This is a genomic window from uncultured Alcanivorax sp. (assembly GCF_947258575.1).
GTDB lineage: Bacteria > Pseudomonadota > Gammaproteobacteria > Pseudomonadales > Alcanivoracaceae > Alcanivorax.
In genome coordinates this window covers 518,308-537,963 of sequence record NZ_CAMYIV010000012.1, presented here as the reverse complement: position 1 = coordinate 537,963, position 19,656 = coordinate 518,308, and the positions used below count along the sequence as shown (strand labels likewise).

Sequence of the window (19,656 nt, the reverse complement as noted above, 5' to 3'; positions counted from 1 at the left end):
GCGTACCGGTACAGAAACGCCTTAACCGAACTGGGACAGGAAGCGGGTGTCGTTTTCGAAGAACAACCGCAGGTCGTTGACGCCATAACGCAGCATGGTGAGGCGTTCCACGCCCATGCCGAAGGCAAAACCACTGTATTCGTTAGCATCTACGCCACCGTGCTCCAGCACGGACGGGTGCACCATGCCGCAGCCCATGACTTCCAGCCAGCCGGTGTGGGAACACACCCGACAGCCTTCGCCACCACAGCTGACGCAGCCCACATCCACTTCGGCGCTGGGCTCGGTGAACGGGAAATAGCTGGGGCGGAAACGCACCGGCAGGTCTTCCACTTCGAACACGAATTTGAGGAATTCCGCCACGGTGCCGCGCAGGTCGGCAAAGGTGACGCCCTTGTCCACCAGCAGACCTTCCACCTGGTGGAACATGGGGGTGTGGGTCAGGTCGGAATCGCAACGGTACACCCGGCCCGGGGCAATGATGCGGAACGGGGGCTTGCCCTGCTCCATCACCCGTACCTGCACCGGCGAGGTGTGCGTGCGCAACAGGCGACCGTCACCGAAGTAGAAGGTGTCGTGCATGGCTCGCGCCGGGTGGTGAGACGGAATATTCAGGGCTTCGAAGTTATGGAAGTCGTCTTCCACTTCCGGGCCTTCGGAAATATCGAAGCCCAGGCGGAGAAAGAAATCCTCAATGCGGCGACGCATGCGGGTGACCGGGTGCAGGTTGCCGGGCAGCTCGCCCCGGCCCGGCAGAGTCACATCCACGGTTTCGCTGGCCAGCTGCTCGGCCAGGGCCGCTTCTTCCATGGCATGCTTGCGGGTGGCGATGGCATCCTGCACTTTCTGTTTGCCTTCGTTGATCACCGCACCGGCCTGGGGGCGCTCTTCCGCGCTCAACTTGCCAAGGCCCTTCATCAGGGCGCTGATCTCGCCTTTCTTACCCAGGTACTTCACCCGCACATCGTCCAGGGCCCGGATATCGCCAGCCTGTTCAACGTCTGCGAGGGCAGCGTCCACCAGGGCGTTGAGATTTTCCATTTAAGACTCCGCAGTCTTTAGAAAGCTGCAAGCTGCAAGCTACAAGCTGCAACGCGGTTCAGAACCCTGCCAACCGACTACCACTTTCCCCGCGCCGACACATTGCGGCGCGGGGAAAGCGTTATCGTGTGGCTGCATGGTGGAATCGTGTTGCAGCTTGTAGCTTGTAGCTTGCCACTGGTCTTTTTTCAAACAAAAACGGGGGAAGAGCGCGAGCTCTTCCCCCGTTGAGTATGCTGCTCTGTCAGAGACAGAACAGTGAATCAGGCGGTGAGACTCGCTTTGGCTTTTTCGGCCAAAGCGCTAAAGGTTGCCTGATCGCGGACAGCGATGTCCGCCAGTACTTTACGGTCTACTTCGATGGACGCTTTCTTCAGACCATCGATCAGACGGCTGTAGGACAGGCCGTTCAGACGCGCAGCGGCATTGATACGAACAATCCACAGACGACGGAACTGACGCTTACGAACCTTACGGTCGCGGTAGGCGTACTGACCGGCTTTGGTAACGGCCTGAACCGCTACACGGAATACACGGCTGCGGGCACCGTAGTAGCCTTTAGCCTGCTTGAGAATTTTCTTGTGCCGACGACGGGCCTGCACACCACGCTTTACTCGTGCCATTTTTCAGATCTCCAAAAACCGTATCAGTTATGCGTAGGGCATCATGCGTTTAACCAGAGCTACATCAGAATCATGTACCTCGGTTTTCGGACGCAGCTGACGAATAGTCTTGGCAGACTTCTTGGTCAGGATGTGGTTTTTGAATGCCTGCTTGCGCTTGAAACCGGAGGCGGTTTTTTTGAAACGCTTGGCAGCCCCACGATTTGTCTTGATTTTAGGCATGGTACCTTCTCAAGTTGGTTAGTTAGTTCAACAACCGGTTACGGCTGTTTCTTCTTTTTGCCCGGGCTGAGCACCATGATCATCTGGCGCCCTTCCATGTTCGGACGTTGCTCAACGGAACCGTACTCTTCCAGGTCCTTCTCGATACGTGCGAGAAGATCCCGGCCCAGTTCCTGGTGAGCCATCTCCCGACCGCGGAAACGGACGGTGATTTTCGCTTTGTCGCCGGCCTCGAGGAAACGAATGAGGTTACGCAGTTTCACCTCATAGTCACCAATGTCGGTGCCGGGACGGAATTTGATTTCCTTGACCTGGGTCTGACGCTGTTTCTTGCGCCCTTCCTTGGCCTTCTGTTTGGCTTCGAACAGATGCTTGCCGTAATCCATGATTCGACAAACCGGCGGTTCCGCACCAGGGGAGATTTCCACCAAATCCATCTGCTTTCCGGTGGCTTTCTCCAGCGCTTCCTGCAGGGTCACAATACCGACCTGCTCACCGTCTACATCAATCAACCGAACATCGGTTGCCTGGATTTGCTGATTTATATTGGCGCGCTGCTCGCGGCCTTTGCCTCCACGCTTAATGTCGTGAACCTCCAATCTGTTATCGAAAACGAGGCAGGATGCCTCACCGCCTCAGTAAATAGGCGCGCATTGTATGCCACCACAACGGGCACAACAACCCCGACCCCAGCGGCCGGCGTGCGCAACTGACTGAAACGGAATGAATTCTGGCCGGTTGAGAGACTCCTCTCACTCCAGGCAACCGCACAAGCAGGGCCTGAATGCCGGCAAGGGAGCGTATTTTAAGCAAATCTGGACACTTTTCAAGCAGTGAATCCTGCCAAATCCCCCTGCGAGGCGCTATTCCGCCTGGGCGGCGTTGCCGTGCCACACCCCGCGAAAGGGGAAATGGGCCACTTGCCCGGCCCACTTGCTTCGGGGGTCATTGGATCGCCCTCCCCCTATTCGATATATTTGAACCTGTTAACAATTTCAGGGGCAACGCGCTCTGCCTGGGGGAAGGGACAGGGGAATGTCAGCAGCCGATCAAAGTCATCTTAGCCATCTGGCGCGGACGGATAACGACCCGCCCGGCGCCGAACAGCTGGAACCGGACGACGCCCAGGCGGATATACTGGATAGCCTGGTCACCAGCCTCTACAGCTGTGTTGAGCACAAGGACGGCTTCGACCTCTTTCTGCGTAACATCCGCGACACCTTTGACCTGGTCAGCTGTTGTCTGGCGGTGATACAGAAAGAGCCGCACCTGAAAGGGCTTTATGGCTGGGCGGTGGGCTATCCGCCCGGCATCGTCCCGCTGATGCTCAAGACCGGCCTGGTGTTCAAGGACAAGGCCATCGCCCGGGCACTGGAAACCGGCCCTAACGCCCTGTTCAGTTACGCCGATGGGGACCCGGAGAGCAACTTTCTGGCAGATATGCCCACCTTCTCCCGCACCTGGATACGCGCTGCCGGCATTATCGACAGTGCTACCATCGCGTTCACCAACAAATACCAGCAGCACGTGGTACTGGTATTCAACCGCCATAAAGACAGTGGCGTGTTCAGCAAGCCGGAAATGGCGATGCTCTCGCGACTGAAGAAACACGCCGAGATTGCCCTCGATTTGTACGAGCGACTGCACCGCTCGGAGCAGAGCTTCAAGGACCTGCAAAGCAGTATCGCCGTATTAAAGCAGCCTGTTGCTGTCTTTTCGCCGGTCTCGCTCCTGGTCAGTGCCAGCCCGGCCTTTGTGGAGATCGGCAGACGCTACAAGGTATTCACCATCAATCAGGACAGCCGGGAAATCGCCTTCAAGGATCAGCAATTTGGCAAGGATTTCTACACCCAGCTGATGCTGTTCATTACCGGCAAGACCGGCGCCCTGGACGATAGCGACACCCTTTACCTGCAAACCAGCGCCCTGCCCCTGCGGATCTCCATCACCCCGGTACACAACCGACAAAGCAACAACAGCAATGTGCTGGTGGAAATTTTCGATCCCAATGTCTGCCGCACCCCCAGCATTGCCGAAATTCGCAAGGTCATCAGCGCCACCGAAGCCGAGGCCCGCGTCTGCCTGTGCCTGCTCAAGGGAGCGAGCACCGCCGAAGCTGCCGAGCAACTGGAATTGGCCATCAGCACCATTCGCACCAACATCAAATCATTGCTGCAGAAGAACAACTTCCGCCGACAGGTAGACCTGATCACGCACCTGATGCGGATTTGCTCTTAAGCTTTTCGGTACCCATAAAAAAGGCGGCCATATGGCCGCCTTTTTTATTCTGCGTGGTTTATTCCCACTCAATCGTCGCCGGTGGCTTGGACGAAATATCGTAGGTCACCCGGCTGATGCCCGGGATCTCGTTGATGATCCGGCTGGAGACCAGCTCCAGGAACTCGTAGGGCAGGTGCGCCCAGCGGGCGGTCATGAAGTCGATGGTTTCCACGGCACGCAGGGCCACCACGTATTCGTAGCGACGGGCATCGCCTACCACGCCCACCGACTTGACCGGCAGGAACACGGCAAACGCCTGGCTGGTCTTGTGGTACAGGCCGGCGGCGCGCAGCTCTTCGATGAAGATATGGTCTGCCAGACGCAGGGTGTCGGCATATTCTTTCTTCACTTCACCAAGAATACGCACACCCAGCCCCGGCCCCGGGAAGGGGTGACGGTAGACCATGTCGTAGGGCAGGCCCAGTTCCAGGCCGATCTTGCGCACTTCATCCTTGAACAGCTCACGCAGGGGCTCTACCAGCTTGAGCTTCATGTCTTCCGGCAGGCCGCCCACATTGTGGTGGCTCTTGATCACGTGCGCCTTGCCGGTCTTGCTGGCGGCAGACTCGATCACGTCCGGGTAGATGGTGCCCTGGGCCAGCCAGTTGGCGTTTTTCAGCTTGCTGGCCTGGTCATCGAAGATATCGATGAAGGTGTTGCCGATGATCTTGCGCTTCAGCTCCGGATCCGCCTCGCCAGCCAGTTTGCCGAGGAAGTTGTCTTCCGCGTCCACCCGGATCACTTTCACGCCCATGTTGTCGGCGAACATTTCCATGACCTGGTCACCTTCCTGGTGACGCAGCAGACCGTTGTCCACGAACACACAGGTGAGCTGGTCGCCGATGGCCTTGTGCAGCAGCGCCGCCACCACGGAGGAATCCACCCCGCCGGACAGGCCCAGGATCACCTCGTCGGTGCCGACCTGCTCGCGGATGGTGTCGATGGCATCGCTGATGATATTGCTTGGCGTCCACAGGGCTTCGCAGTCACACAGCTCGCGCACGAAACGCTCCAGCAGGCGGCCGCCCTGGAGGGTGTGGGTCACTTCCGGGTGGAACTGGATGCCGTAGAAGCGTTTTTCGTCGTTGGCCATGCCGGCGATGGGGCAGCTGCCGGTGGTGGCGGTCGCCACGAAACCCGCCGGCATCTCGCCGACACGATCACCGTGGCTCATCCACACATCCAGGTATTCCTTGCCCTGCTCTTCATGGTCGACGATGCCGTCCAGCAGGCCGTTCTTTTCCGCCTTGGCGACCCGGGCATAGCCGAATTCGTGCTTCTCGCCGGCAATCACCTTGCCGCCCAACTGCTCGGCCATGGTCTGCATGCCGTAGCAGATACCCAGCACCGGGATGCCGGCCTCGAATACTGCCTCGGGGGCACGGGGCGTTTCGGCGGCGGTGACCGACTCCGGGCCACCGGAAAGAATGATGCCCTTGGGCGCAAACTCGCGGATTTCCTCGGCGGTCATGTCGAAGGCACGGATTTCACAGTACACGCCGATTTCCCGCACCCGGCGGGCGATCAGCTGGGTGTATTGGGAACCGAAGTCCAGAATCAGGATGCGCTGGGCATGGATATCTTGCATGGCTCGCTTTCCGCTGGCGCCTGGCTGGCAGGCTGTAAATACAAGGGCCGGCTACGCCGGCCCTGAATCGTTATCGCTGTCACTATGTGGCGGGCTTCAGCCTACCGGGTAGTTCGGCGCTTCCTTGGTGATTGTCACGTCATGAACATGGGATTCTTTCATGCCCGCGTTGGTGACTTTCACGAATTCCGGTTTGGTGCGCATCTCTTCGATGGTGGCACAGCCGGTGTAGCCCATGGAGGCGCGCAGGCCGCCCATCAGCTGGTGAACGATGGCGCTCATGGGGCCCTTGTAGGGAACCCGGCCTTCGATACCTTCCGGCACCAGCTTCTCGATGCCGGCAGCGGCATCCTGGAAGTAGCGGTCGGAAGAACCGGTAGAGCCGGACATGGCCCCCATGGAGCCCATGCCACGATAAGCCTTGTAGTAGCTACCCTGGAACAGCTCCACGTCACCCGGCGCCTCTTCGGTGCCGGCCAGCAGGGAACCGATCATGATGGCGCTGGCGCCGGCGGCCACGGCCTTGGCGATGTCACCGGAGAAACGGATGCCACCATCGGCAATCAACGGTACGCCGGTGCCTTTCAGGGCTTCCGCCACATCGGAGATGGCCGTGATTTGCGGCACGCCAATACCGGCCACAATGCGGGTGGTACAAATGGAACCCGGACCGATACCGACTTTCACGGCATCGGCACCAGCGGCAACCAGATCCTTGGCAGCAGCGGCGGTGGCAATATTGCCGCCGATCACCTGCACCTCGGGGAAGTGTTTCTTCACCCAGGCCACCCGGTCAATCACGCCCTGGGAATGGCCGTGGGCGGTATCCACCACGATCACGTCAACACCGGCTTCCACCAGTGCGGCTACGCGCTCGTCAGTACCGGCACCGGTGCCGACGGCGGCGCCCACGCGCAGACGACCCTGAGAGTCTTTGCAGGCGTTGGGATATTTGGCGGCTTTCTCGATGTCTTTCACGGTGATCATGCCGCGCAATTCACCGTTGCCGTTCACTACCACGACTTTTTCGATGCGATGCTTGTGCAGCAGCGCCTGAACTTCATCCGCGCCAGCGCCTTCCTGCACGGTCACCAGCCGGTCCTTGCCGGTCATGATGTCCTGCACGCACTGATCGTAGTTGGTGATGAAGCGGGTATCACGGCTGGTGACAATGCCCACTACCTGATCGCCTTTCACCACCGGCACACCGGAAATGTTATTGGCTTCGGTAATGCGCAGCAGCTCGGCCACGGTGGTTTCCGGGCTGACGGTGATGGGATCTTTCACCACACCGGATTCGTATTTCTTTACCATGCGCACGTTACGCGCCTGGTCGGCTGTATCCATGCTTTTGTGAAGGATACCGATGCCCCCTTCCTGTGCCATGGTGATGGCCAGGCGGTGCTCGGTAACCGTATCCATGGCTGCGGACGCCAACGGAATATTCAGAGCAATGTCCCGAGTCAGTTTCGATTTCAGGGACACGTCCTTGGGCAGCACATTGGAATGGGCGGGAACAAGCAAAACGTCGTCAAACGTTAGTGCCTCTTGCGCAATTCTGAGCATATTGCACCGTAGGAAGTGAGGGGGGCCCCTGGCGGAATCCGCCGGGCGGAGCGGCCAAGCACCCCGTTAAATTAGGCGGGCGATTATACGTCAAGGGCGGTCGGTCACACAATCACCGCTGGCTCACGGCAAAAAAACTCGCTACCCTCCCGCGATGACATTTTCATCCCGCGCTGAACCGCTGTCCATCAGTCAACTGAACTTGGAAGCCCAGGGCCTGCTGGAAGGTTCCTTCCCGCTGATCTGGCTACAGGGCGAACTGTCCAACTTTTCCCGCCCGGCTTCCGGTCACTGGTATTTCAGCCTGAAAGACTCACGTGCCCAGATTAATGGGGCCATGTTTCGAAATCGCAACAGGCTGCTCGACTTTAATCCCCAGAACGGACAACAGGTGCTGATCCGCGCCAAAGTCACCCTCTATGTCCCCCGGGGCAACTTCCAGATTGTCGTGGAACACATGGAGCCGGCGGGTCAGGGGGCACTCAAGGCCCAGTTCGACGCTCTCAAGGCCCAGCTGCAGGCGGAAGGCCTGTTCGCCCAGGAGCGCAAGCGCGCCCTGCCCGCCTGGCCCACCCAGATCGGTGTGATCACCTCCCCCAGTGGCGCCGCCATCCGCGATATTCTGCAGGTCCTCAAGCGCCGCTGCCCGTCCATTCCGGTGGTGATCTACCCGGCGGCGGTACAGGGTGCCGATGCACCGGCACAACTGCGTCAGGCGCTGGATGTGGCGATTGCCCGGGACGAATGCGACGTACTGATCATCGGCCGGGGCGGTGGTTCCCTGGAGGATCTCTGGGGGTTCAACGATGAAGCCCTGACCCGTGCCGTGGCCGCCTGCCCGATTCCCATTGTCTCGGCGGTGGGCCACGAAGTGGACACCGGGCTCACCGATTTTGCCGCCGACCTGCGTGCACCGACCCCTTCCGCCGCCGCCGAATTGGTGAGCCCGGACCTGTCGGTGGTCACGCAACGGCTGGGTGGCCTGCATCGACGCCTTCGCTGGGTGATGGCTCAGCAGCTGCGGGCACCGCAGGAACGTCTGCGTCATCTCAGCCAGCGCTTGCGCTCGCCGCGCCAGTCCCTGGAGCAAAGCAGCCAACGGCTGGATGAACTGCAGGGCCGCTTGCAGCGCCATATGCAGCAGCGCCTGGCGCTGGTGCAAAGCCGCCTGCGCCCCAACCAGCAACGGCTGGCCCGGCTATCGCCGGAACGTCTCTTGGCGGACCGCCAGCAACGGCTACAGACTCTGGAAAAGCGTCTGCCACAGCCCTTGCTCCGGCTGATCCAGCAACAGCAGGTACAACTGGGCAATCTGGGCAAACGGCTGCACACCGCCAGCCCTCTGGAGACCCTGGGTCGTGGCTACAGCATTACCTTCAAGGGGGAAGAGGCGGTGCGTTCGGTCAGCCAGTTACAGGCCGGCGATACCCTGACCACCCGCCTGGCCGACGGCGAAGTCAGCGCCCGTGTTGAGCGTGTTCAGGCGTCAGATAAGGGCTCAGCACCCGAGTAAGCTGCTGACGGCGGAAGGGCTTGGCCAGGTGGGCGTTCATGCCCGCCACCATGCACCGGTCGCGCTCTTCGTCCATGGCATTGGCGGTGAGCGCCACCACTGGGATTGGCGCCCGACCCCGCTCCCGCTCCCATTGCCGTAACTCACGAGTGGCCTCCAGGCCATCCATCACCGGCATCTGCACATCCATGAGAATGCAGTCAAAATCCCGCTGACGCACTTTTTCCAGGGCTTCGCGCCCGTTGGTGGCGGTCACCACGGTGACCCCCATGTGCTCCAGTAGCCGACGCGCCACCAGCAGATTCACGTCGTTGTCTTCCACCAGCAGTACCAGCCCGAAAAGCAGGCCGCCAACCCGGTCTTCTTCCTCGGCGGGTACCGCCAGCGGCGCCGGCGCCTGGCTGCGATAAAGCAAACGCAAGGACAGGGTAAAGGTGCTACCGCCGCCTTCATCGCTGCTCACTGTCAGGGTGCCGCCGAGCATTTCACTGAGACGGCGGGCGATGGCCAGCCCCAGACCGGTGCCGCCAAAGCGACGGGAGGTGGACGAGTCGATCTGCGAAAAGGCTTTGAACAAATCGCTCTGGCGATGCTGGGGAATACCGATGCCGGTGTCGCGCACCGCCAGGGTCAGGTCCAGCCAGTCATCACGAACCTGGGCGGTGGTGATCCGCAGGACCACGCCCCCTTCCTGGGTGAATTTCACTGCATTGGAGATCAGGTTGTTAAGCACCTGGCGCAACCGGGTGGGATCACTGCGCACCATTTTGCCAACCAACTCCCCGGCATTTTCCAGGCGCAGGTACAGGCCCTTGCTTTCTGCCATGTAGCGAAAGGTGGCCACACAGTTTTCCAGCAGCGGCAGCAATTCGAAAAACACCGGGTCCAGATCCATGCGCCCGGCTTCGATGCGGGAAAAATCGAGAATGTCGTTAATCACGTCCAGCAGGTGGCCGGTGGATTCCAGCGCCGCCAGAGTGTACTCGTGCTGCTCTTCGCTCTGCGGGGTTTCTTCGAGCAGTTGCAGCATGCCCAGCACTCCGTTCATGGGAGTGCGCAGCTCGTGACTCATCATGGCCAGAAAATCACTCTTGGCCTGGCTGGCGGACTGCGCCTGACGGTGAGCGTGGCGCAATTTGTCGATGGCGCTTTGTTGCTCCCGATGAGCCCCTTCCAGACTAGTGGCCAGCTCGTTGATATCGTCCTGCAGTTCGGCCAGTTCCCCGCGCAGATGACTGCGGCCGCGGACCCGATAATCGCCATTGCGCAGAGTGCGTAACAGGCCGGACAGGTAGCCCAGTGGCGAGGCAATCTGGCGAGCCAGGTAATGGGCGATCCACAGGCCGATGATGGTAGCAAACAGGGCCGGCAACAGGCTGGCCAGCAGGATTTCTTTCTGCCGTGCCAACAACCGGGCGCTGGACATGCCCAACACCACTTCACCGATTCGTTCCGGCTGGCCTGCGCTCTCGGCCCCTTCCAGCAAATCGCCATCAGACACCGGCTGGCGATAGATGCCGGAGTGGAATTCCAGCACATCGCTGTGATCCTGCCGCTGGCCACGCCCCTCGTAGAGCAACACCTTGCCCTCACCGTCGTGGAAGACCACGTATTGCAGATCTGCCTGCTGCATGGCCAGGCGTGCCTGGCGGCGCAGATCATCATAGTTCCCCGCCAGTACCCCATACTCCGACGAGGAGGCAATCTGCTGGGCCAGGTAGCTGCCCAAATCGCGCAGATCCCGATCCGCATCCTCGAAGCGTTGCCAGGTAAGCGCCACCAGCAACAGCAACAGCATGATCAGGGCCGGAATCAACCCGAGAAGCTGCAGCTGCTTGCGAATGCCCGCCCCTTTTTTCACGGTTTCTTTCATGGAGTGACCTCCAAGGCTTCACGCAGGGAGTCGATGTCGTGAAACACCATGTCGAAGCTGCTGGCCACATGTTCGTTAACGGCAACGGTCGGGGTATGTACAAACCCGGAGCGGCGCAGGCGCTTGCTGCTGTGAAAGAATTGCAGGTGGACCAGGGTCTCGGCCACCAGATCTGAGCCACTGGCGTACAAGCTGGCCGCACTGCCTGCCTGTACATAGGCCCGGTCCGGGCCAAACACCGGCCGACGCAGTCGGTAACTGGTCAGCAGCACCAACTTGGCTGTGCCCGGCCCAAACAACTGCCCATCCACCGGCAGCAGCAGGGCGTCGAACCGGGCCAGACTTTCGCGCAGGCGATCCCCCAGTTCATCCACCGACGAGACCGGCAAGGCGGTCAGCCCCAGCCGGCCTTGATAATCCTGCACCATACCGGGTGTCCAGGCGCTTTGCGGGCCGACAATCACTCCCACGCGGCGCGCCAGGGGCATCATGATCTCCAGCATGGCCAGCTGATCGTGCAATGCCACGCCGGCCCAGATCCCCTCGCACTGGCAGCGTTTGCGCTGGGCCAGGGTTACCTCAGACCGGCTCACGTAGACGCCCAGTAATGGCTTGTGCAGTTTCTGCGCACGCCGGAACGCCTGATCGCCAATGGCGATCAGCAGCTCTGCCTGTTTGGGATCGGCCACCTGGGTAATCGGTGGTATGGCGGCAACATCCAGGGCCTGCATAAAACTGTCGCGGAAGGGGCCATCCTCGGCAAACACATGCACCGGCAGCGGGGTCTGGGCACACAGGGACGGCGCCAGCCAGGCCAGCCACAACAACAGGATGAGGCGTCCCTGCCGTTTCATTCCTCTATATCCTCACCGCCAGACCCAACCAGAAGCGGTCTTCCTGATAGCGATTTTCCTCGAAGACCGCCGGTTCCTTGTTCAGAGCATGCTGTACCACGCCCTTCCATTCCAGTTCCGTGTCGACCACCCGGTGGCGAAAACGCACTTGCAGGTCCAGGCGCTCGAACACATTGTCGTTGTAATCGTTAGCCAGGTAATAGGCGCTGGACAGCCCCCAATGCTGGCTCAACTGCCAGGCCCACAGGGCGCTGGCACTGTCACGGGCCGCCAGGCGGCCTTCGGTCTTCTTGTTGACGCGGGTATGGATGTGGGCCCCGGTAAGGCGCAGCAAGTGGTCCACACCGGGCCGCCAGCTCAGCTGGGCCTCGGTACCCTGGTGATCCACCCGGCCTTCGTTATTGGGTTCGAACTCGAAGGGGTTGAGGGCATGACTGAGCAGGTCGGTGAGCTCTTCCTGAAAATAGCGCACATCGAGTTCCAGGCCGGGGAACTGCCCGTAATAACCCAGTTCCCAGGAGCGGATGCGCTCAGGCTTGAGGGTGCCGGGGCTGGTCTGGGTAATAAAGAAATTGGCCGGCGCCCAGCCCAGCAGGGCCTCGGTATTGCCGGAAAAAGGGGGAGACAATTCCCGGGCCCGGATATTGGTGTGCGCCTGGTCTTCGTAGATATCCGGAGTGCGCAGGGCCTTGGAAAATACATAGCGCAAGCTGTGCCCCGGCGCCGCCCGCCAGTTGAGCCCCAGACGGGGGCTGAAATGCTGGCCGGAGATGCTGTCACGTTCCCAATAGCCGCCCAGATTCAGGGTCACCGGGCGCAGCAGATCCACGGCCAGATTGCCAAAGGCACGGTAGCTGACATTGTCGTAGGTACCGGACAGATAGCTGTCGGAGCTGACCCGGTCATGGCGCAGATTCAGACCGCTGACCAGCCGCACCCGGTCACCCATTTGCAGGGTGTCCTGGATTTCCAGGTCGTAACGCTCTTCCTCGATATCCAGCGCGCTGGCAGCACAGAAAGGTGCATTGACGGACTGCAGGGTGGCATAGCGGTTGGCAAAATCCGGATCACTTTGTGCCGCCGCGAAGGTGGCGCCGGCATCCCGGCCATTTTCCAGATAAAGCTCACGCAACTCCTGGGAAAACAGCACGCCGCCACCCGGTCCAAGCTGTCCGGTCAGAGGGTCCAGATAGCAGACTGAGAAATCTGTTACATCACGGGTGTACTGGCCGTAGCCGGTAATCTGCAATTGGTGATGCTGATCGAAGGCGTGCTGCCATTGCAGGGAGGCAAAGGCGCGCTGGCCTTTTTGTACCGGGTCCTGCTGGTAGATGCCGATATCCTGCACCCCGCCTTCCTGTTGTCGCTCCAGGCGGTTCTGGCTGCCGCCAGCCTGCATGATCAGGGTATTACGCGCGTCCAGCTCGCGGACCCATTCGCCATTGAGGGTTTCAACCCGTTTGGCGTCATTGAGCCGGCTACCTTCAAAGGGTTCGTCGTAGCCGTCATCGGCGCGGCGTGACAGGGAGGCCCGCCAGGCACCTGCGTCGGTGCGACCTGCGGCCGAGGCATAGCCATCGCGGATGGCGTTGTTGCCGCCCTGCACCGCCAGGGTGTGCTTGCTGATATCGCGGGGGTCACGGGTAATGATGTTGATGACCGCCGTAAACGCGTTGGCACCGTAGGCGGCGGCGGCCGGGCCACGGGTGACTTCGATGCGCTCCACATCGCGGATATCCACCGGCATGTCATTCCAGTTCACCCGCGCCAGACCGGGCTGATACTGGCTGCGGCCGTCCAGCAACACCAGCATGCGGCGCGAATCGCGAGCCTGGGTGCCGTGGTAGGCCACCGTGGGCACATTGCCATCCACTTTGATCGCCGACATGCCCGGCACCAGCCGCAGCACCTCGTAGAGTTCACGGGCGCCGCTGGCTTCGATCAAATTACGGTCGATCACGGTGACACTGGCGGGCGCTTCGGACTGGGGCTGGCTGACCCGGGCGGGCGTCAGCACCATGGCCGGCTCATCGGCCAGCGGCATCATCGGCTCCATGGCCTGCACGCCCTGCGCACAGGCCAGCCCCAGCAGGCCTTGCCCCCAGTGTTTGCCCCACGATCCCCGACGTTTGATGTGGCCCCCTCCCCCGCAGCGGGGTTACTTCTTGAAGCGTTTGATCATTCGCTTGCGCTTGTGCACCTGGCGATCCGTCAGTGTGTTCTTGCGCCCTTCAAAGGGGTTGGAACCGGATTTGAATTCCAGCCGGATGGGCGTGCCGTCCAGTTTCAGCACTTCCCGGAAACGGTTTTCCAGAAAGCGTTTGTAGCTGATCGGCAACGATTCGGTCCGATTGCCATGCAAGATGATGGTAGGCGGATTGTTGCCGCCCAGGTGCGCGTAACGCAGCTTGGCGCGGAAACGGCCATTACGCGGCGGCGGGTGGCCGGCGGTAATACTTTCCATGATCCGCGTCATCTCGTTGGTACCGACCTTGATAAAGGCGGAATCCCAGGCTTTTTCGATCATGCCCCACAAGTCGCCCACCCCGGTGCCATGTAGCGCGGAGATGAACTTGATCTTCACCCAGGGGGCGAATTCCAGGCGGCGCCCCAGTTCCACGCGCACCCGTTCCTTGTGGTCCGCATCCAGACCGTCCCACTTGTTCACGGCGATCATCAGGGCGCGACCACTGTCGAGCACATAGCCCAGCAGATGCAGATCCTGATCGGTGATGCCTTCACGGGCATCAATCACCAGCACCACCACCTGGGCCGCATCCACCGCCTGCAGCGCCTTGATCACGGAGAATTTTTCCACCATTTCCGCGACCTTGCCACGGCGGCGTACCCCGGCGGTATCGATCAGGGTATACGCCTTCTCCATGCGCTCGAAGGGGATCTCAATGGAATCGCGGGTGGTGCCGGCGTGATCGAACACCACCACACGCTCTTCCCCCAGCATGCGGTTGATCAGGGTGGATTTGCCCACATTGGGGCGCCCCAGCACGGCCACACGAATGCTGCCGTCACTGGTATCCACCGGCTCACCCTGTTCATCGTAATAGGGTTCCAGATCCGGAAATGCCGCCAGAACGATTTCGATCATGCTGCGCACGCCACGACCATGGGCAGCCGCGATGGGCAGCACGTCGCTGAGGCCCAGGGCATAGAAATCCGCCATGGCGGTATCCGGGTCGATGCCGTCGGTCTTGTTCACCACCAGATAGGTGGGCTTGGGCAGCTTGCGCAGCTCCATGGCAATCTGCTCGTCGGCAGCGGTCAGGCCGGCGCGACCATCCACCATGAACAATACCAGGTCCGCCTCACCCACCGCCGTCAGCGACTGCTCTGTCATCGGCTCGTCGATGCCATCGTCATTTTCCCCGATGCCGCCGGTATCCACGACGGTGTACAGGTAGTCACCCAGCCTGCCGTCACCGTACTTGCGGTCACGGGTGAGGCCCGGGTAATCCGCTACCAGGGCGTCACGGGTACGGGTGAGTCGGTTAAACAGGGTGGATTTGCCCACATTGGGCCGCCCCACCAGGGCGATGACCGGTTTCATAGTTGTCTCTGCAAGGATGTCTGGGCGCTATGGTAACGCAATTCGGTGATAGAGGCGGAGAGAAGAAAAAAGGGAATACGGGGGCAGGCACCAAGGGGGTGATCGCGTGACCACCCCTCAGCGAAGATTAACGTTCTTTCAGTTGGTAAGCGGCCAGTTTGCCATCGTAGCTGAGCACATAGAGGACACCATCGTAGCTCACGGCGGTGCCGGCAAAGCCGTCCCAATCGTGACGTTTGCGGGCGACGATGCTGCCATCATCCACATCCAGCCAGTGCAGGTAGCCTTCGAAGTCGCCGATCACCACGTGATTGCCCTGTACGGCGGTACCGGTAAGACGGCGACCATAAAGCTTTTCCTGCTTCCACAGAACCGTACCACTACGCATATCCAGGGCGCGCACCACGCCTTTGTCGTCAGCCACGAACAGGCTGCCATTGCTGGCACTGATGATCTGGGCGCTGGACAATTCCTTTTCCCAGTAGGGGCGACCGTTTTCCTGGTCCACCACTGCCGCCTTGCCCTGGAAGGTCACCGCGAACACACCACCGCCTTCCACGATCAGGTTGCTGTCCACATCCACCAGACGATCCAGTTCGGAGCGACCGGTGGGTTCGGCGATACGTTGCTCCCACAGCGGGACACCGTTCTCCAGATCCAGCGCCGCCAGCTTGGCGTTGGCGAAACCGGCGTAGGCCTTGCCGTTATCCAGGGTTGGCTGTGCCAGGCCACGCAGGGTCAGGGTCGGCACCGGGGTCTCGTAGTCCCAAAGCTGTTCGCCGCTTTCCACATCCAGGGCAGTCACATGGCCGTCCTGGGTCTGGAATACAGCAACATTGCCGTCACTGGCGGGAATCGCCAGGGCTTCGCCGGAAAGCTTGGTGCGCCAGAGGGTCTCGCCAGTTTCCATGGACAGGGCCACGGCTATCCCCTCGCGGGTACCGTATAGCACCATGCCGTAGCCGGCATAAAAGCCACCGGCAATACGGTCATCGGTTTTCACCCGCCATTGGCGTTTGCCCTTGTCGCGGCTGACCGCATAGACATCGCCAAACACATCGCCGGCAAACACCTGTTGCTCGGTCACCGCTGGGCGCAGGGACAACTGGCTGTCCTCCACCCCGTTGCCCACGCCCTCTTTCCAGAGCCGCTTGACCTTGTAGCTGGACTCGAATTTCGGCAGGTCGTTGGGCTCAATGGCATTGGGGTTGGAGCTACAGCCGGCCAGCACAAGGCTGGCCAGCATCACGGGGAAGAGGAAATATTTCATTTAATTAGCGCTTTTCAGGTCGTCCAGTTTCATCTGCACACGGTCTTTTTCACCACCGTCCCGCAGGACATCCAGGGCCTGTGTGTAAAGATCACGGGCCTGTTCTGCCTCGCCCTGGGCCTTGGCCAGATCGCCTCTCAGCTCCAGCGCCATGCCGTTAAAGGCCGCCGGAAAACGTTTGCCGAGCTGGGCATCGGCCTGGTCCCACGCCTGCTGCTGCAGGAATACCCGGGCCAGACGCAAGCTGGCGGTGTAGCTCAGCTCATCGGTGGCACCATCATCGGCCACCGGCTGCAGGAAGCTCACGGCCTTGTCGTAGTCCGCGTTCTGCACAGCCAGGTTGGCCTTGGCCAGGCGGGCATAATCCGCATAGGCGCTGCCGGAAAAGTCCTCCATGAGGAGCTCGGCCTTGTCATTGATGACCGCCGCATCCATGGGGTTGGCAGACATGGCTTCCACCATGACCTGGTAGTGAGCGGAGGCCTCGGACGCCTGCTCACCCTGATGGCCCTGCCATTGACGCCAGCCAATCAGCGCAGCCACCGCCAGCACTACAGTAATCACTGCAGCGGTACCGTTTTCCTGCCACCAGGCCTTGATGCGTTCGACCTGTTCTTCTTCGTCGCGGATGTAATCGACCACCCTGCTCTCCTTTCGTTTTTATTGCCAGGAAGTGTTCTTCCTGGCGCTTGGGTATTTCGTTTGTTCCGGCGCACAAATCAACGCCGGGGGTAGCAAGCTACAAGCTGCCAATTTATTCCAGAAACGATATCAGGGCGTTGGTGACATCGCCCTGTGCAACCTGCTGCTGCTCGCCCTGGCCGCGCAACGGCTTCACCGTGACAACCCCACTGGCCAGTTCATCTTCGCCCATGATCAGGGCGAGGGCCGCACCGCTGCGGTCTGCCTTTTTCATCTGGCTTTTAAAACTGCCGCCACCGCAATGGAGCTGAATGCCACGACCGGGCATGGCATCGCGCAGTTGCTCGGCCAGCGCCATGGCAGGTGTCAGCGCATCGCCCATGGCCATCACATAGACGTCCACAGCGGCTGACAGTTCCGGTTTTTCCTGCTCGATCAGCAGAATCAGTCGTTCCACGCCCATGGCAAAGCCCACCCCGGGGGTTGGTTTGCCGCCCAGTTGCTCTACCAGGCCATCATAGCGACCGCCGGCACAGACGGTGCCCTGGGCGCCGAGGGCGTCGGTGATCCACTCGAACACGGTCTTGCCGTAGTAGTCCAGGCCGCGCACCAGGTAGGGGTTCACTTTATAAGCAATGCCGTTGGCATCGAGCAAGGCTTTCAGGCCATCAAAATGCTCGCGGGCGTCTTCATTGAGGTAATCGGCCAGCTGTGGGGCATCCTTGAGCACCTCGCGGGTGCCCGGGTCCTTGCTGTCCAGCACCCGCAGGGGGCTGCGTTCGAGGCGTTTCTGCGAATCCTCGTCGAGCTGTTCAAAGTGGGTCTTGAGATAATCCACCAGGGCGTCGCGGTAACGGGCCCGGTCTTCGCTGTCACCCAGGGAATTGAGCTCCAGGGTGACCTTGCCGGCCAGGCCCAGGGCTTTCCAGAGGCGGGCGGTGAGCAGAATCACTTCCGCATCGATGTCCGGGCCGGTGATGCCGAAGACTTCCACGCCAATCTGGTGAAACTGACGATAGCGCCCAGCCTGGGGGCGCTCATGACGAAACATGGGGCCGGTGTACCAGAGCCGCTGGGTCTGGTTATACAACATGCCGTGCTGCTCGCAGGCGCGTACGCAGCTGGCGGTACCCTCCGGGCGCAGCGTCAGGCTGTCGCCGTTACGATCATCGAAGGTGTACATCTCTTTTTCGACGATATCGGTCACTTCGCCGATGCTGCGCTTGAACAGATCGGTCTGCTCCACCACGGGCATGCGGATTTCCTGGTAGCCATAGCTGGCCAGCACACCGCGCACCTTGTCTTCCAGCCACTGCCAGAGACCCGTCTGTTCCGGCAGGATGTCGTTCATCCCGCGGATGGAGGTGATTTTCTTGCTCACAGAATGTCCTTGCTACTGATCAGCCGGACGCAATTCGCGGTCGAACGACCGCTCCCACAACCTGGTTTTCTACCGTGGGAGCGGTCGTTCGACCGCGATGTCTGCCCGGCTATTTATCATTCGCTTCTGGCAATAATGCCTTTAGCTTCATCGTCGCGCTGTTTCTTCACCTTGGCCCGCACCATGCGTTCCAGTTCATCGACCAGATCATCAGCGGTGATGTGATGGCTCTTTTCACCGTCACGGTAGGCAAGATTGTTCGGTGTGCCCCCGGTCAGGCCCACATCCACTTCACGGGCTTCGCCGGGACCGTTGACCAGGCAGCCAATTACCGCCAGGTCTACGGACTCGTTGATATCTTCCAGGCGCGCTTCCAGCTCGTTGACGGTCTTGATCACGTCGAAGTTCTGCCGGGAGCAGCTCGGGCAGGCGATGATGTTCACGCCTTTCTTGCGCAGGTTGAGGCTTTTCAGAATATCGAAGCCCACGCGCACTTCCTCCACCGGATCGGCAGCCAGGGAAATGCGGATGGTGTCGCCAATGCCTTCCATCAGCAGCGCGCCCAGCGCCACAGCGGATTTCACCGTGCCGGAGCGGAAGGTACCCGCTTCGGTCACACCCAGGTGCAACGGCTGTTCCAGCTGGGCAGACAATTTGCGGTAGGCCTGCAGGGTCATGAAGACATTGGAGGCCTTCACACTGACTTTGAAGTCCTGAAAATCATAACGGTCGAGAATGTCCGCATGGCGCATGGCAGATTCCACCAGCGCATCAGACGTGGGCTCACCGTATTTTCGCTGCAGCTCCTTTTCCAGGGAGCCGGCGTTAACGCCAATACGAATCGGGATGCCCTTGTCCTTGGCACACTGGATCACTGCCTTGATACGGTCTTCGCGGCCGATATTGCCCGGGTTGATACGCAGGCAATCCACGCCACGCTCTGCCACCGCCAGGGCAATCTTGTAGTCATAGTGGATATCCGCCACCAGCGGCACATCCACCTGCTGACGAATCTTTCCGAAGGCGTCGGCGGCGTCCATGCTGGGGACCGAGACGCGCACGATATCCACACCGGCATCCTGCAGGCGGCGAATCTGGCCAACCGTGGCGTCCACGTCGCAGGTTTCGGTATTGGTCATGCTTTGCACGGAGATGGGGGCATCACCGCCCACCGGGACATTGCCGACAAAAATCTGCCGGGTCTTGCGGCGCTGGATTTTGACTTCCGGTTCCATGGT

Annotated in this window: 16 protein-coding genes; 2 read left to right on the top strand and 14 right to left on the bottom strand. The window is 60.5% G+C overall.

Features of this window, described 5'->3' with window-relative positions:
- Positions 1-21: 21 nt before the first annotated feature.
- The 4 genes from pheS to infC all read right to left on the bottom strand — a co-directional run bounded on the left by pheS (position 22) and on the right by infC (position 2,485).
- Complete coding sequence (gene pheS, locus Q0Y02_RS16025; RefSeq protein ID WP_297770720.1) at positions 22-1,041, bottom strand: phenylalanine--tRNA ligase subunit alpha; 1,020 nt, start codon at positions 1,039-1,041, stop codon at positions 22-24.
- Between the two features lie 263 nt (positions 1,042-1,304).
- Positions 1,305-1,664 carry a 50S ribosomal protein L20 gene (rplT, locus tag Q0Y02_RS16020; RefSeq protein WP_035249061.1) on the bottom strand — a complete coding sequence of 120 codons (360 nt, stop codon included), beginning with the start codon at positions 1,662-1,664 and terminating at the stop codon, positions 1,305-1,307.
- Positions 1,665-1,691: 27 nt separating this feature from the next.
- Positions 1,692-1,886 carry a 50S ribosomal protein L35 gene (gene rpmI / locus Q0Y02_RS16015; RefSeq protein ID WP_035249063.1) on the bottom strand — a complete coding sequence of 65 codons (195 nt, stop codon included), beginning with the start codon at positions 1,884-1,886 and terminating at the stop codon, positions 1,692-1,694.
- 38 nt (positions 1,887-1,924) lie between these two features.
- A complete protein-coding gene (gene infC, locus Q0Y02_RS16010) occupies positions 1,925-2,485 on the bottom strand; it encodes a translation initiation factor IF-3 (RefSeq protein WP_052042985.1) in 561 nt (186 codons plus the stop codon).
- 436 nt (positions 2,486-2,921) lie between these two features.
- On the opposite strand from infC, the gene Q0Y02_RS16005 reads away from it, so the two are divergent.
- The gene (locus Q0Y02_RS16005) at positions 2,922-4,124 is read left to right on the top strand and encodes a hypothetical protein (protein WP_297770715.1); all 1,203 of its coding nucleotides are present in this window, start codon (positions 2,922-2,924) and stop codon (positions 4,122-4,124) included.
- Positions 4,125-4,182: 58 nt separating this feature from the next.
- On the opposite strand, the gene guaA is transcribed toward Q0Y02_RS16005, so the two are convergent.
- Together guaA and guaB are read right to left on the bottom strand one after the other, a co-directional pair.
- Complete coding sequence (gene guaA, locus Q0Y02_RS16000) at positions 4,183-5,754, bottom strand: glutamine-hydrolyzing GMP synthase (RefSeq protein ID WP_297770712.1); 1,572 nt, start codon at positions 5,752-5,754, stop codon at positions 4,183-4,185.
- 96 nt (positions 5,755-5,850) lie between these two features.
- A complete protein-coding gene (gene guaB, locus Q0Y02_RS15995; RefSeq protein WP_297770709.1) occupies positions 5,851-7,320 on the bottom strand; it encodes an IMP dehydrogenase in 1,470 nt (489 codons plus the stop codon).
- A 154-nt stretch (positions 7,321-7,474) separates the two neighbouring features.
- Between guaB and xseA the strand changes: the two genes are divergently transcribed.
- Positions 7,475-8,833: an exodeoxyribonuclease VII large subunit gene (gene xseA, locus Q0Y02_RS15990; protein WP_297770706.1), complete on the top strand. Its 1,359-nt coding sequence runs from the start codon at positions 7,475-7,477 to the stop codon at positions 8,831-8,833.
- On the opposite strand, the gene Q0Y02_RS15985 is transcribed toward xseA, so the two are convergent.
- The 8 genes from Q0Y02_RS15985 to ispG form a co-directional block, all read right to left on the bottom strand.
- Positions 8,778-10,706 (bottom strand): ATP-binding protein, encoded by a 1,929-nt coding sequence (locus Q0Y02_RS15985; RefSeq protein ID WP_297770703.1) that lies wholly within the window; start codon positions 10,704-10,706, stop codon positions 8,778-8,780. The two genes, xseA and Q0Y02_RS15985, sit on opposite strands and share 56 nt — an antisense overlap.
- A complete protein-coding gene (locus Q0Y02_RS15980) occupies positions 10,703-11,560 on the bottom strand; it encodes a hypothetical protein (RefSeq protein ID WP_297770700.1) in 858 nt (285 codons plus the stop codon). Before Q0Y02_RS15980 ends, Q0Y02_RS15985 begins: the two co-directional genes overlap by 4 nt.
- Before the next feature lie 4 nt (positions 11,561-11,564).
- Positions 11,565-13,616: a TonB-dependent receptor gene (locus tag Q0Y02_RS15975; protein ID WP_297770697.1), complete on the bottom strand. Its 2,052-nt coding sequence runs from the start codon at positions 13,614-13,616 to the stop codon at positions 11,565-11,567.
- A gap of 102 nt (positions 13,617-13,718) precedes the next feature.
- Complete coding sequence (der, locus tag Q0Y02_RS15970; protein WP_297770694.1) at positions 13,719-15,125, bottom strand: ribosome biogenesis GTPase Der; 1,407 nt, start codon at positions 15,123-15,125, stop codon at positions 13,719-13,721.
- 127 nt (positions 15,126-15,252) lie between these two features.
- On the bottom strand, positions 15,253-16,395 hold the full coding sequence (gene bamB / locus Q0Y02_RS15965) for an outer membrane protein assembly factor BamB (protein ID WP_297770691.1): 1,143 nt from the start codon (positions 16,393-16,395) through the stop codon (positions 15,253-15,255).
- A complete protein-coding gene (locus Q0Y02_RS15960; RefSeq protein WP_297770688.1) occupies positions 16,396-17,037 on the bottom strand; it encodes a tetratricopeptide repeat protein in 642 nt (213 codons plus the stop codon).
- A 112-nt stretch (positions 17,038-17,149) separates the two neighbouring features.
- Positions 17,150-18,418 (bottom strand): histidine--tRNA ligase, encoded by a 1,269-nt coding sequence (gene hisS, locus Q0Y02_RS15955; RefSeq protein ID WP_297770685.1) that lies wholly within the window; start codon positions 18,416-18,418, stop codon positions 17,150-17,152.
- Positions 18,419-18,534: 116 nt separating this feature from the next.
- Entirely contained in the window at positions 18,535-19,653 is a 1,119-nt protein-coding gene (gene ispG / locus Q0Y02_RS15950) for a flavodoxin-dependent (E)-4-hydroxy-3-methylbut-2-enyl-diphosphate synthase (RefSeq protein WP_297770682.1), read from the bottom strand.
- Between the last annotated feature and the right edge of the window lie 3 nt (positions 19,654-19,656).

Bases quoted from the DNA above. Each gene is read 5' to 3' on its own strand.
- guaB (WP_297770709.1), bottom strand. From the start codon at position 7,320: ATGCTCAGAATTGCGCAAGAGGCACTAACGTTTGACGACGTTTTGCTT.
- Q0Y02_RS15975 (WP_297770697.1), bottom strand. From the start codon at position 13,616: ATGGAGCCGATGATGCCGCTGGCCGATGAGCCGGCCATGGTGCTGACG.
- rplT (WP_035249061.1), bottom strand. From the start codon at position 1,664: ATGGCACGAGTAAAGCGTGGTGTGCAGGCCCGTCGTCGGCACAAGAAA.
- Q0Y02_RS15980 (WP_297770700.1), bottom strand. From the start codon at position 11,560: ATGAAACGGCAGGGACGCCTCATCCTGTTGTTGTGGCTGGCCTGGCTG.
- Q0Y02_RS16005 (WP_297770715.1), top strand. From the start codon at position 2,922: ATGTCAGCAGCCGATCAAAGTCATCTTAGCCATCTGGCGCGGACGGAT.
- xseA (WP_297770706.1), top strand. From the start codon at position 7,475: ATGACATTTTCATCCCGCGCTGAACCGCTGTCCATCAGTCAACTGAAC.
- Q0Y02_RS15985 (WP_297770703.1), bottom strand. From the start codon at position 10,706: ATGAAAGAAACCGTGAAAAAAGGGGCGGGCATTCGCAAGCAGCTGCAG.
- ispG (WP_297770682.1), bottom strand. From the start codon at position 19,653: ATGGAACCGGAAGTCAAAATCCAGCGCCGCAAGACCCGGCAGATTTTT.
- der (WP_297770694.1), bottom strand. From the start codon at position 15,125: ATGAAACCGGTCATCGCCCTGGTGGGGCGGCCCAATGTGGGCAAATCC.
- rpmI (WP_035249063.1), bottom strand. From the start codon at position 1,886: ATGCCTAAAATCAAGACAAATCGTGGGGCTGCCAAGCGTTTCAAAAAA.
- bamB (WP_297770691.1), bottom strand. From the start codon at position 16,395: ATGAAATATTTCCTCTTCCCCGTGATGCTGGCCAGCCTTGTGCTGGCC.
- pheS (WP_297770720.1), bottom strand. From the start codon at position 1,041: ATGGAAAATCTCAACGCCCTGGTGGACGCTGCCCTCGCAGACGTTGAA.
- guaA (WP_297770712.1), bottom strand. From the start codon at position 5,754: ATGCAAGATATCCATGCCCAGCGCATCCTGATTCTGGACTTCGGTTCC.